Annotated in this window: 9 protein-coding genes and 1 pseudogene; 2 read left to right on the top strand and 8 right to left on the bottom strand. The window is 58.9% G+C overall.

The window, feature by feature from the left end; translation table 11 throughout:
* Positions 1-82: 82 nt before the first annotated feature.
* The 7 genes and pseudogenes from QP994_RS01185 to QP994_RS01155 all read right to left on the bottom strand — a co-directional run bounded on the left by QP994_RS01185 (position 83) and on the right by QP994_RS01155 (position 10080).
* A complete protein-coding gene (locus tag QP994_RS01185; RefSeq protein WP_502869985.1) occupies positions 83-1078 on the bottom strand; it encodes an LLM class flavin-dependent oxidoreductase in 996 nt (331 codons plus the stop codon).
* Between the two features lie 206 nt (positions 1079-1284).
* Positions 1285-2379, bottom strand: a complete 1095-nt coding sequence (locus QP994_RS01180; protein ID WP_284865071.1) for an HNH endonuclease signature motif containing protein — start codon at positions 2377-2379, stop codon at positions 1285-1287.
* Positions 2380-2655: 276 nt separating this feature from the next.
* Positions 2656-4071, bottom strand: a complete 1416-nt coding sequence (gene brnQ, locus QP994_RS01175; protein ID WP_284865070.1) for a branched-chain amino acid transport system II carrier protein — start codon at positions 4069-4071, stop codon at positions 2656-2658.
* A gap of 92 nt (positions 4072-4163) precedes the next feature.
* Complete coding sequence (locus tag QP994_RS01170) at positions 4164-5246, bottom strand: phosphotransferase (protein WP_284865069.1); 1083 nt, start codon at positions 5244-5246, stop codon at positions 4164-4166.
* A 9-nt stretch (positions 5247-5255) separates the two neighbouring features.
* On the bottom strand, positions 5256-6998 hold the full coding sequence (treS, locus tag QP994_RS01165; protein ID WP_284865068.1) for a maltose alpha-D-glucosyltransferase: 1743 nt from the start codon (positions 6996-6998) through the stop codon (positions 5256-5258).
* Between the two features lie 11 nt (positions 6999-7009).
* Positions 7010-8155 (bottom strand): MalY/PatB family protein, encoded by a 1146-nt coding sequence (locus QP994_RS01160; protein WP_284865067.1) that lies wholly within the window; start codon positions 8153-8155, stop codon positions 7010-7012.
* 42 nt (positions 8156-8197) lie between these two features.
* A pseudogene (locus tag QP994_RS01155) lies at positions 8198-10080 on the bottom strand (ABC transporter ATP-binding protein).
* A gap of 56 nt (positions 10081-10136) precedes the next feature.
* On the opposite strand from QP994_RS01155, the gene QP994_RS01150 reads away from it, so the two are divergent.
* Together QP994_RS01150 and idi are read left to right on the top strand one after the other, a co-directional pair.
* Entirely contained in the window at positions 10137-10679 is a 543-nt protein-coding gene (locus QP994_RS01150; protein ID WP_284865066.1) for a hypothetical protein, read from the top strand.
* 20 nt (positions 10680-10699) lie between these two features.
* The gene (gene idi / locus QP994_RS01145; RefSeq protein WP_284865065.1) at positions 10700-11260 is read left to right on the top strand and encodes an isopentenyl-diphosphate Delta-isomerase; all 561 of its coding nucleotides are present in this window, start codon (positions 10700-10702) and stop codon (positions 11258-11260) included.
* A gap of 22 nt (positions 11261-11282) precedes the next feature.
* On the opposite strand, the gene QP994_RS01140 is transcribed toward idi, so the two are convergent.
* A complete protein-coding gene (locus tag QP994_RS01140; RefSeq protein ID WP_284865064.1) occupies positions 11283-12557 on the bottom strand; it encodes a carboxylesterase family protein in 1275 nt (424 codons plus the stop codon).
* Positions 12558-12568: the final 11 nt, after the last annotated feature.

Raw genomic sequence — 12568 nt, 5'->3', positions numbered from 1 at the left:
CAAAGCGGTGTTTGATTTCTTGTGTGAGACTAACACGAACCTGAGTATTAAGTATGGAAGTACAGTCACAGCGAGGAATTTGCTAAGCGTTAGCCAGGATTTCCATAGATCGCATTGCCTCCTCATGGGTGGGGGCCTGCAAGGAAATCATCAATTCATCCGCCTGGGCGAGCTCCTTGAACTGCTCAAGGTAGGCCACGACTGCTGGCCCTTCACCTTGAGCGGTGTAGCGCAACATGCTGATGATCTGACGGCCTTGCGGAGCAGCCAGAATAGCCTCGAGCTGCTCATCATTGATCCTTCGTCCTTGCTGGCCAAGGAAAGCGCGCACACGCTGGCGGTGGACCAATTCAGTTTGGCGCTGTGCATCTTCCTCGGAATCCGCTGCGGTCACATTCACGGCCGCGATGACGTACGGCTCCTCGCAGTACTGCGAGGGCTGGAAGTTCGCGCGGTAATACGCCGTGGCTTCCTCCAAGTGGGCGGGTGCAAAGTGCGAGGCAAAAGAGTAGGGCAGACCCAACTTTGCCGCCAGAGATGCGCCAAACATGGAGGACCCCAGAATATGAATAGGCACATTCGTCCCCGCACCGGGAACTGCTGTCACCCCGGGGATGATTGGATCGCCCGCAAGATAAGCCTGGAGCTCCAAAACATCATTGGGGAAGTTTTCTGCCGAACGCGGATCACGCCGTAACGCGCGCCCCAACGTCTGCTGGTCCGTACCCGGGGCCCGCCCAACACCGAGGTCAATGCGGCCCGGATACAGCTCCGCCAAAGTGCCAAACTGTTCCGCGATGACATAGGGCGCGTGGTTGGGCAACATCACGCCGCCAGCCCCTAGCTTGATCTTCTCCGTCTTTGCGCCAATGTGGGCAATGAGAACAGCGGGGGAGGAAGACGCAATGGTGGACATATTGTGGTGCTCGGAGTACCAGATGCGGTCAAAGCCGAGCCTCTCCGCCTTCTGCGCCAATTCCACAGAGCGCTCCATGGACTGACCGGGAGTTTCGCCTTTGCGGACAAGGCAGAAATCCAACAATGACAACGGTGTGCGTGACATGAGTGTGGAAGCCATATTCCTTACAACGCTAATGCTTCGTAGTCATTCCGCGTTGAAAAATGCCGGGGTGTGGTGGTGATGGGGCGCCACGACTACCCGGTTTGACTATCGCGCGGCGCAGCGATCCTCGACCTGCGGTTATGCCGTGCGTGATTTGCCATCGTCAAACCAACTCTTTTTGGGCACACCAAATGGCCGGCGCATGCCGGCTACTTGGTGGGTTACCGCCCGTACAGGAGTGCCATTGCTCCGTAGGGGTGGACGGTATTCGGGACGAGGTGTCCGCGGGGTGATCTCCATATGGGTGCGCCGCGGATGTTGTCCACCCGGCCGTGGTAGCTGCGTTCGGGGTCATCATCATTGGTGCGGTTGTGATACCGGCACAACATGGCCAGGTTATCCATGTTGGTTAACCCACCCTGTGACCAGGCTTTGATGTGGTGGACCTGACAGTTATCCGCCGCATGCCGACAATCCGGTACTGGACACGTTGGTGACAACGCTCTGGCTAGGTCGCGTTGTTTCTGGTTAGCAAACCGTTGCGTGTCATACAGGTTGACAGCACCTTGTTGTGGGTGGAACACCGCTACTTCTAGTACGTCCCCAAAATTCTGGGCCAAGTATTCCGCACCAGTCATGGTGGTGCCATCCGTTAGCCCTAGGATGACATCGTCGCCGGCGCCACTGATGATCTTGATGTGCTCTTCCAACGGGATGAGGATCAGCGGGCGGGGGACAGCAGGAGCAATACTCTGGGTTGGTGTGTCCTCAGTGTCGGGGCGAAGACCCAGGATGGTCATGAATGCTTCATACATCTGTGGCCCGGCCGGCCCATCACCAGTGACTTTTTGGCGTAGCGCGTACTCGATGGCTGCCATGTCTCGGTCTGGACCCATGACGTTCATAGGGCGGGACGCTTTACGCGAGCGACCAAACCGGATTGTTGGCTCCGGGGCAGGTTTATCCACCTCCGGGACGATGTCCTGAGCGCGACGCTGCAGCGTCTTGTAGTTTCCCTTGACCGACAACAGGGCAAGGCGTAACTCCCATTTCTTGCCGGGGTCGGTGATCCCGGCAAGACGACTCTCGATGTAGGCAAGCTGATCCAAGGACTTCTTCGTCGAGCGTGCCACTGTAATCGCGTTGGCTTGTTTGCGGGTGAACTTGGTGGGCCCGTAGTAGACCTTGTGGACCTTGGTCCATTCGCGCACAAGGGCGGGTTTGCAGCCAGCGTCGAGGAGCACCTGGGCATCAAAAGATGCCAGGGTCTCGATCGGGTTGGTTAAACCCGTAACTAGTGCTGCAAAAGTGTTCATGCCACGCACACTAAACCGAAAACCAGAAACGTGCAGCTAAGGGCCAAAAAAGCCTGTGGATAACCCAAAAACTATCCACAGGGGGTGCGCGCGGTAGCGCGCACCGGAGAGTACGGAACATAGCCCTCACCAGCGGGAACAGAACGAGTTCCCAAAACAGCAAAAAAGTTTTTGGTTACTTGGGGCGGAAGCAAACCGGATGGGCAAGTTGTCCTTGTGGCGGACGTAAAAAACGGGCCCCCGGAGGGACCCGAATTTTTTCAACCGAGGTGGTGCTTAGAGCTTCGCCTCAGCGGTGTCAGCATCTGCGCTGTCAGCATCTGCGCTGTCAACCGGGCGGTGTGTAGAGAGGTCCATTGGTGGGACGGGGCGGGCTACGTCGATAAGCGCGCCAATGATGAAGGCAACACCGGTAGGCAGGAGCCAGCCAAGGCCTTCTGCTTCCATCGGGGACCAGTTCACCAGCGGGGAGAGGGCGTCTGCGCCCCAGCCGAGGGAGATGAAGGTGCCGATTGCGGACCACACGACTGCAACCCAGATGGGCAGGAAGAAGCCGTAGCGCATGCGGGTGCGGCTGCGGAAGAGCGGTTCGATGATGGTGACGAAGATCAGGGCGATGGCCGGCGGGTACAGGAAGCCGATGACCGGAGCGGCGATGGCCATAACGAAGGACAGGCCCTGCGTTGCGATGATCGCGGAAGCGACTGCGAAGATCACTGCCCAGGTGCGGTAGGAACCGGCGAACTGCTCAGAGAAGTACTCCGCAGTAGAGGTGATCAGGCCGATCGCGGTGGTCAGGCAGGCGAGGAGGACGATCAGGGCGAAGATGATCTGGCCGGGTTTGCCCATCATGTTCAAGGCGGCGTCGGCAAGCAACGGTGCGCCAGACTCGTACTGGTCTGCGCCCGGCATGGAGCGGCCGATGAGGCCCAGGCCAACGTAGATGAGGGCCAGCATGATGCCAGCGCCGAGGCCGGCGAGAATGGTGGCGCGAACCAGGGGCTTGCCTTCGCTAATGCCCTTGTAGCGCAGGGAGGAGATGATCACGATGGAGAATGCCAGGGCGGCGATGGAGTCCATGGTGAGGTAGCCCTCCAGAACACCGGAGGAGTACGCGTTGGTTGCGTAGGTTTCCGTCGGGGTGAAGTTCTGGTTGCTCAGGGTGAAAATGGCCAGGGTGATCATGATGACCAGCAGCAGGACGAGCGCGGGGGTGAGGAAGCGCCCCAGGGTGTCGGTGATGGTGGTCGGGTTCCAGGACAGTGTCAGGGCGATGCCGAAGAAGACGATGTTGAAGATCGCTGCGGGGACGAGGCCTTCCCAGCTGAAGACCGGGGTCATAGCAACTTCGAAGGACACAGCACCAGTACGTGGCAGAGCGTAGAAGGCGCCGATGGACAGGTAGGCCAAGATCGGGAAGATCACGCCGAAGATGGTGCCTGCGCGCTGCGCGAGGTCACGGACGTTGGAGCCGGACAGCGCAATGGCAATCACGGCCAGGACCGGCAGGAGGGCGCCAGTGGTGAGGAAGCCCAGGATTGCGGGCCAGAAGTTGTCGCCGGCTTGGACAGCCAACATGGGCGGGAAGATCAGGTTGCCGGCGCCGAAGAACATCGAGAACAGTGCAAGACCTGTGAACAGGATTGCGGTCCGCGAGCTCCCCTTGCCAGTGCCTTGAGACGCTGTAGACATCGTTCCTCCAGGGAAATGACGGGGTCGAACAATTAGTAGGTGACACCCTAGCATCTCACTGCGCGAGATCAATATCCTATCGGGTGAAAAGTTTAAGCTAGGTCACTCACAAGGCTCTTCAGCGCGCCCAGGGGGATCTCCAACCAGTCGGGCCGGTTATTTGCTTCGTACACCACCTCATAGGCAGCTTTATCCGCGATCAAGGAGCTGAGAATCGGGTTGTCGGTAGTGCCGTATCCCGCAAGAAGAGCGCTCACATTGGCATGCCCGCCCATTGCTTCCGCGTAGCCGAATGAGCGGACCATGCCCGCAACATCGCGCAATGGGTGGTCAGGAAGCCGGCGTTGTTCAAGTGGTCGCGCGGGTTCGCCTTCAAAATCAATGAGGTACCACCAGCGCGGCTCCTCAGTGAGCAAGGTTTGCCCCAAGTGCAGGTCACCGTGAATGCGCTGAATGGCCACCGTGTCATCGGGGATGGTGTCGTACAAAGCGCGCAGAGCATCCTCATAATCGCGGAGGACCTCAGCGCGTTTCACCAGTTCACTGAGACGCGAGTGCAGCATGTCGCGGATGCGCGCGCCCGGGACATCTTCGTGCCCGAAAGCGTCTGCGAGTGCGTCGTGAACTGTGCGAATAGCGGCACCGAGCGCAAAGCAATCATCATCGGACAGGCCCTTATCCAGCGCGTATTGGAAGCCATCGTGGCCGCCAGCAATGAAATCTTGCAGCATGGCCAACGTGCGCCCATCACGCACTACGTATCCCCGCACACCAGCAACATGCGGGCAGTCCGCGATACCGCTGAGCAGTTCCACGTCCGGATTGAGGCCTTCCTCCAATTTACGGAAGACCTTCAGAATGTACTTGTTATCCACCACCAGCGAGGTATTCGACTGGTCCGCGCGCAACGGCCGTGCGTTCGCTGCAGGGAACTGCCCATGCACCTCACCAAAAGCAGCCAGGTTGTCCAGGTAGGCTTGCGCGCCGGCCTCAGTGTCCAGGATGTCTTCGTCGAGATGCTTATCGACGACAACCTGGTACACATCCCGCACACCCCCATGCAGAACCTCCATCAACTGCCAGGCGTAGTTGCCGGCGGCCACCTCCGCCGTGACAGAGGCGGAATCAATGGGCTCAGATTTAGCGCCATAAAAGCGTGTGGAATGCAGATCCATGAGGGGGTCCTAGTTGTCGGAGATGTCGAACCAGAAGTGGCCGTGAGGAGCGAGGGTGACCAGCCACGGTAGTTCACCAATGGCGGGGAATTCCACGTTGCCGGACAGTTCACGTGGGGTGACGCCGGCGAGGTGGCTTAAGTTCATCTCCACCGGTTGGGGGAGGGAGCTCATGTTATTCACGCATAGGATACGTTCGCCTTCGAACTCACGGATGAAGGCCAGCACCTGCGGGTTCGGGTGATCCACCTCCTGGTAGTCACCACGGCCGAAGGCCTTGTACTGCTTGCGAATATGCACGCGTTCACGCACCCAGTGCAGTAGGGAATTTTCACGTTCCATTTGGGATTCCACGTTCACGGCCTGGTAGCCGTACGTGTCATTGCGGATGGCAGGTAGGTAAAGCTGCTCCGGTTGGGCACGGGAGAAACCACCATTGCGGTCCGCGCTCCACTGCATCGGCGTGCGTACACCGTCCCGGTCCGGCAGCCAGATGTTGTCACCCATGCCAATCTCATCGCCGTAGTAGAGGAATGGTGAACCAGGCAGGGAAAGCAACAAAGCGTGTGCCAATTCAAGGCGGTCACGGTGACCACCCAGCAACGGTGCTAAGCGACGGCGGATGCCCACGTTTGCGCGCATCCGTGGTTCTGAGGCAAAGGTGGCGTACATGAAGTCACGCTCCTCCTCAGTCACCATTTCCAGAGTCAGCTCATCATGGTTGCGCAGGAAAATGCCCCACTGGGCGGTGTCTGGAATATCCGGGGTCTCCCGCAAAATGTCGATAATCGGCTGCGCCTTTTCCTGGCTAATGCCCATGAAGATGCGTGGCATGACGGGGAAGTGGAAGGCCATCTGGCACTCATCGCCCGAGCCGTCCTCACCGGAACCGAAGTACTGCACCACTTCATGGGGCATCTGGTTGGCTTCGGCGAGGAGGAAGCGGCCGGGATACTCTTCGTCGAAAAGCGTGCGTACACGTTTGATGAATTCGTGGGTTTCCGGCAGGTTCTCGCAATTCGTGCCTTCGCGCTCGAAAAGATACGGGATCGCGTCGAGGCGAATGCCATCCATGCCCAAGTCAAGCCAGAAACGAATGACATCAATGATGGCGTCCTGCACTGCCGGATTGTCATAGTTCAGATCCGGCTGGTGGGAGAAGAAACGGTGCCAAAAGTACTGCTTACGCACCGGATCATATGTCCAGTTGGATTCCTCGGTGTCAATGAAGATGATGCGTGCTTCGCTGTACTCCGATGGATCATTCGTCCACACATAGAAGTCCCCGTATGGGCCCTCCGGATCGCGGCGTGATTCCTGGAACCACGGGTGCGCATCGGAGGTGTGGTTGATGGGAAAGTCCGTGATGATGCGGATGCCTCGCTTGTGCGCCGCGTCCACCAACGAGATGAAATCCTCAACCGTGCCAAATTCTGGCAGGACCTTCCGGAAATCGCGGATGTCATAGCCACCATCCCGCAGCGGTGAATCATAAAAAGGTGGTAGCCAGAGGCAATCCACACCGAGCCACTGCAGGTAATCCAGCTTCTCCTCAACACCCTTCAGTGTGCCGGAACCCGTACCGTCCGGGTCATAAAAGGCGCGCACGAGCACCTCGTAAAAGACAGCATCCTTGTACCACTCCGGGTCAGGGCGCTGCCAAGGCTCACTGCCGGGAGCAGGAGCCGGGGTTGCATACTCGCTGGCATCAGCCTCGATGATGAATCCTTGCGCGTCAGTGTGCTCCTTCATGCACACCGAGGTTACCCAGCTGTGCGAATAGCTGCAGACATCCGCTCCACTGCCTCCGCCAAGATTTCCGGGCTCGTGGCAAAGTTCAAGCGCACATGATGTTCACCACCGGCACCAAAGGTTGCGCCCTCATTGAGTGCGACCTTTGCGTTGCGGCGCAGCCACTGTGCTGGCAACGGATCACTGCCAATCGCCGTGCCTTGGAAGTTCAGGAACATCAGGTAGGTGGCATCCGGTCGAGTGAACTCAATTCCGGGGATGGCATCGGGAAGCTTATCGACGAGCCAGTCGCGGTTCTTCTGCAAAGCCACCAACTGAGCATCAAGGGCTTCGGTGCCGTGGCGGTAGCAGGCCTGTGCACCCACGATGCCCAAAGTGCCCGTGCCATCCTTGGCCACACCAGTGAGTCCATCCCAGAGCTTCACATCCTCTGCGTTGGAAAAGACCATCTGCGCGCACTTCAAACCAGCGATGTTCCACGCCTTTGATGTGGCCGTCACCGTGATACACACGTTGGCAGCCGTGTCGCTCACACTCGCGGCGCAGACGTGGCGGTTGCCGCCGGTGGGGTAGACGATGGGCGCGTGGATTTCATCCACGAGCACCCGTGCACCGTACTTATCCGCAATGGCGCACAGCTGCGCGAGCTCCTCTTCATCAAAGAGGTAGCCCCAGGGGTTATTCGGTGCGGCGAGCAAGATGGAACCAGCACCGTTTTTGAATGCCGCTTCCACCTCCATGAGGTCAAGCCCGTTCTTTGCACCCACTTCCACCATCTCACGGCCGGCGGTCGCCGGGATTTCCAGGAAGGGTGGGTAGGAGGGCACCGGCACAACAACAGCGGAATCGGGTTTAGTGAAGTACTCGACGCCTAAGAGCATTCCGCGTACAACATCCGCAACCGGGAATACCCACTCCGGGTTCGGGCGCCAGCCGTAGCGCTGAGCGTAGAAATCACTCAGTGCCGGCCCTAGGTCATGATGCGCCGGGGTGTAGCCGAACATCTCTCGGTCTACCGCATCCTGGATCGCGCGTTTCACCGGCTCAGCGGTGGGGAAATCGCTTTCGGCCACCCACAATGGCAATACGTCGTCGCTGTATTGGGTCCATTTGCGGGTGCCGCGGGCACGGAGGGTTTCGAGACTAGGGAACTGCATGGGGGCCACTGTACAACCCAGTCGGGGGCGGGCCTCCGAATACTATTCAGACTCTTCTTCTGTTTCTTCGTCCTCCAAGGCTCCATCCCGCAGGCCGAAGGCCTTGAGTCGCTTGCGGTCAGCTGCGGAAGAGGATGCGGTGAGGGCCAACAGTTCGGAATAGATACCGCCGGAGACAGCCAGTTTAGCCGGGGAACCAATCTCATCGATGTGGCCGTCTTTGAGGGTGATGATGGTGTCGGCATCGGCAATCGTCGATAAGCGGTGCGCGATCATGATGGTGGTGCGATCCTTCATCAGCTCCTCCAAGCCGGCTTGGACCGCACGTTCTGACTTCGTATCCAACGCCGATGTTGCCTCATCGAGCACCAAGATCGGCGCGTTCTTGAGCATCGCGCGGGCCACGGCAACACGCTGCTTCTGCCCACCCGACAAACGCAGACCGCGCTCACCGATGACCGTGTCATATCCTTCTTTGAACGAGGTGATGAAGCCGTGCGCGTTCGCGCGCTTGGCCACAGCGATGACCTCCTCATCCGTGGCATCCGGCTTGCCGTAAGCGATGTTTTCTCGGATCGTGCCGGAGAACAATGCTGGTTCCTGGAAAACCACGCCGACGGATGCACGCACCTGCTCAATATCGGCGGAATCAATGTCCGTGCCGCAGACTGACAGCGTGCCTTCATTGATGGGGTACAGGCCCATAAGCAGGTTGACCAGCGTGGACTTACCGCCACCAGACTCACCGACGAGCGCGATCTTCTCCCCGTGCTGCGCAGTGAAACTGATGTCATCCAACACCGGCTCACCAGCGTTGTAAGCAAAGGACACCTGATCAAAGCGCACCATCGGCTCCTGCTCCGGCAAAGCTGGCACCGCGGTTGTATCCAGCACCGGCACATCCGATGCTGCCGTCGCGGCAACCACCTGAGTGTTGGCAGATTCCTCCACCTCTTCATCCATCACCTTGAAATAATCGCGCGAACCGGCAATAGCGCGCTGCGCGGAATCCACCAGCCAGCTCATCATCTGCACCGGGTGCTGCGCCATGGCAACCAACTGGACCAACATCACCATGTCGCCGATGGTGAAACGGCCGTTCAAGGTTTCTTTGAACAGAAGCAGATAAATGCCAAAGAAGATGACGTTCATGGCCATGCCACGGGCAATATCCATGGAGTGCCACCAGCGTGACTGCGGTTTAGTCAGCGCAATGGTCTCACCATAATGGCCACCAAACTTATCTAGTTCCCGTGTCTCCGCCACGAAGGACTTGGTCACCTTCACCTGGCCAACAACCTCAGCGAAACGGCCATTAGCAAGGTCGATCTGTTCGTTCTTGCCTTTCTCATACTTCTGCCAGCGCTTTGAGGTCAACGCGGTGAGGCCTAGGTAAATAGGGAAGAGCAGCAGAAGCAGAATGGTCAGTGGCCAATAGAAATAGGCGGTGATACCTAATACTGCAATCACCTGCAGGAGCATCGGGAGCAACGTGTTGGAAAAGCTCTGCACCGTCTGCGTGATGTTCATGATGGAACGGTCCAACCGGGCAATGATCGTTCCGGTGACCTGGCCGTCGAAGTACCGCTGGGGGAGAGACAACAACTTGGCAAAATACCGGGTGGACAGCACCTGACGGATGCGGGCTGCCACCACATCACCCAGGTATCCCCCACGTTGCGCATGAGAGTGTCCACCGACTGCGCTGTAAACAGAGCGACGGCCAGCAACAGGATCGTGGTTATCGCTGCACCGGCTGCATCCGGGCCTTCCTGGAAGGCATCGACGATAGTATTCGTCGCCTCACGCAGAATAAATGGTGAGACCAAAGCCAAACCGGCGGTCACTGAAGAGATAAGAATAATGCCCAAGTAGTAGGGCCACAGGGCGGAAGCACTACGAAGAACACGGAATAAAGGTTGCACGGCCTTCAACCTACACGCGTGCAACAGAGGTGCTGTTGGGCTGTAGAGTAATGGCCATGTCTGCTCACACACTCCGGGTCGCTGCCGCTGGTGCCGTGGCCTGCTTGGCTTTCACGTTGTCCGGCTGCGTTAGCGATGATGGTGTGGAAGGCCAGGATGGCACAATCACACCAACCACGGGCGTGGCCACCGAAACGGAAGGCCCCGAACCTTTTGAGGTTGAGAAGGTCAGCCCGAAAGAAACCACCGAGATTTCCGGTGAGTCTGTGGAGGACCCGGCCATGCCCGTGTCCTACAAGTGGCAGGGCACACGTGCTGCTTCGGGTGGCACAGTGGTGACCGTTGCGGTGCACAACACCTCTGATTCGCCAATGCCCGTGGACGCGCTTGAATCCCCCACGTTGACCTACAACGGCAACCAGTCCGCGCGGAGCATGAGCGCCGAGTCCGCGGGGCTTGAATTCGAGGGGTTGGATCTGCCTTTGGGTGCTGGCGCCACAATGAACGTGCAATATGCCTTTGATGTGAGTCCGGGGAGTCTCTCCCAGGCAGAGTTCCACATTGGCAACGTTGTCTTCACCGGCAACCTCAACAACTAATCAACGGCTAGGGAACACGAATGACAGGATCTTCAGAGCATATAGAGCAGGTTGTTCTGCTGGATAAGGCCGGTCAGCCGATCGGTGCCGAAGCGAAAGCGATTGTTCACACCGACGCAACGCCACTGCACCTCGCGTTTTCTACCTGGCTTTTCAGTGACTCTGGGCAGCTCCTTCTCACCCGCCGTGCTGTGAGCAAGAAAACCTGGCCGGGTGTGTGGACCAACAGTTTCTGCGGTCACCCCGGCCCCGGTGAATCGGTGGAAGACGCAATTGTCCGCCGCTCTATTGAGGAGCTGGGACTCAATCCCGGTGACATTGCGGACCTGCGCCCGGTGTTGCCGGACTTTCGCTACCGCGCAGAGGATGCGTCCGGCGTGGTGGAAAATGAAATCTGCCCGGTGTATGCCGCGCGTTTGGTTGCTGGCGCGCAACTGAATCCGAACCGGGATGAGGTTGAGGAGTTCACGTGGGTCGACCCCAAGGACCTTGTTGCCGCGGTTGAACTCACACCATTCGTCTTTTCGCCGTGGCTCGTGGAGGAGATTGCGGACGCACGCTTGCGCTCTGTCTGGCGCTAGCACCCCGGCCTTCGCCGGGCAGCTAGGACTTACGTGTAAACACCCCACGTAGGTACCCCAGTGGATCAGTGACAATCTCGGCATTATTGCCGGAGAGGTCCACGCGCAGCACATTCTTCTCGGCGCCATACGGTGTCCAGCCCGGTTCACCGGTGGTGACGTAGTGGATGAGGCAGGCGTTGAGTCCAGCGCCAGCTGGGTAGGGGGCGGCGCCGAAGATGGGGGCGAGTTCGGCGCAGTGCCGTGCACGCGTGGTTGAGTCGGAGACAAGTTCCGCCTGCCAGACGGTGCCAGGTGCGCGTTGCGCAACATCATCGACCCAGCGGCGGATGAGATTTGCGGAGAAGAACTCACCGGCAACATGCTTGGGGTTGCGTGCTTTAAGGCGTTTCAAAAACGGCCGGTACATGCCGGGTTTCAGTCCGATGAGGAAACCAGGCAGCACCATGGTGAACCACCCGGCCCTGACCTTGTCTTGTATGACGGTGCTGTCAAACATCTCCTCCTCAACGGTGGTGATCACCAGATCCACGTCCGCCATTTCTTCCGGTTCCAGTGGAGTAGGGCCCAACGCCATGTCGGTGAAATAGCGTGCGCGCGCCGTGCGGTAGGCACGTTCCAGGACCTTCGGTTTAGCGCGGTTCAGAGCACGGCGGGTCAGTGGGATACCGGCACCGGCACGGATGGCGGACTTGCGCTGGGCATAACTCATCCGCGGGAATGCGGGGGAGAGGGCCACCGCACGGCGGAAAGCACCGCGGTAGTGGTCTTTGCGCATGAGCCACAACACGATGGCTGCGCCAGCCGAGTGGCCCGACAAGGTTACGTTCGTGGGATCCCCGCCAAAGGCCTCAATGTTCTTTTGCACCCACTCGAGGCCCAGCGCCACATCATCCACAGCACGGAAGTGGTGCGGCTGATCATCGTGGAAAACAGCCAGGCCAGGTAATTTCATCCGGTAACCAATGCGTACGAGGATCACGCCGTTCGTGGCGAGTGCTTCGCCGGGGGAGGCCTCATCCGTATGGTCGCCCATTTCAAAGCGCCCACCGTGGATGTGTACCAGCACCGGCAGATCGTCTGCGTCGGTGGCGCCAGCGGGAGCGACGATGGACAGGGCGATGGCGTCGGGGCGCTCCCGGGTGGCGTCGATAAGCAATCCCTTCTCCGCGGGAACCGCATCGTCGAAGGGCGCGGGAATGTGTGAGTACTCAATCGAATGAAAATAGGCGGTGGAGCCACGGGCAACCCCCACTACCGTCCCAGCTGGGCACGTCACTTCAACGGGTGAGTTCATGGCATCACAGT

The organism is Corynebacterium sp. MSK044 (assembly GCF_030232825.1).
Lineage (GTDB): Bacteria > Actinomycetota > Actinomycetes > Mycobacteriales > Mycobacteriaceae > Corynebacterium.
The sequence above is the reverse complement of the archived record's forward strand: the minus strand, read 5'-3'. Positions and strand labels throughout refer to the sequence as shown.

What these genes read in the sequence shown, in the direction of transcription:
- QP994_RS01185 (WP_502869985.1), bottom strand. Translation starts at nt 1,078, where the DNA reads ATGGCTTCCACACTCATGTCACGCACACCGTTGTCATTGTTGGATTTC.
- QP994_RS01180 (WP_284865071.1), bottom strand. Translation starts at nt 2,379, where the DNA reads ATGAACACTTTTGCAGCACTAGTTACGGGTTTAACCAACCCGATCGAG.
- brnQ (WP_284865070.1), bottom strand. Translation starts at nt 4,071, where the DNA reads ATGTCTACAGCGTCTCAAGGCACTGGCAAGGGGAGCTCGCGGACCGCA.
- QP994_RS01170 (WP_284865069.1), bottom strand. Translation starts at nt 5,246, where the DNA reads ATGGATCTGCATTCCACACGCTTTTATGGCGCTAAATCTGAGCCCATT.
- treS (WP_284865068.1), bottom strand. Translation starts at nt 6,998, where the DNA reads ATGAAGGAGCACACTGACGCGCAAGGATTCATCATCGAGGCTGATGCC.
- QP994_RS01160 (WP_284865067.1), bottom strand. Translation starts at nt 8,155, where the DNA reads ATGCAGTTCCCTAGTCTCGAAACCCTCCGTGCCCGCGGCACCCGCAAA.
- QP994_RS01150 (WP_284865066.1), top strand. Translation starts at nt 10,137, where the DNA reads ATGTCTGCTCACACACTCCGGGTCGCTGCCGCTGGTGCCGTGGCCTGC.
- idi (WP_284865065.1), top strand. Translation starts at nt 10,700, where the DNA reads ATGACAGGATCTTCAGAGCATATAGAGCAGGTTGTTCTGCTGGATAAG.
- QP994_RS01140 (WP_284865064.1), bottom strand. Translation starts at nt 12,557, where the DNA reads ATGAACTCACCCGTTGAAGTGACGTGCCCAGCTGGGACGGTAGTGGGG.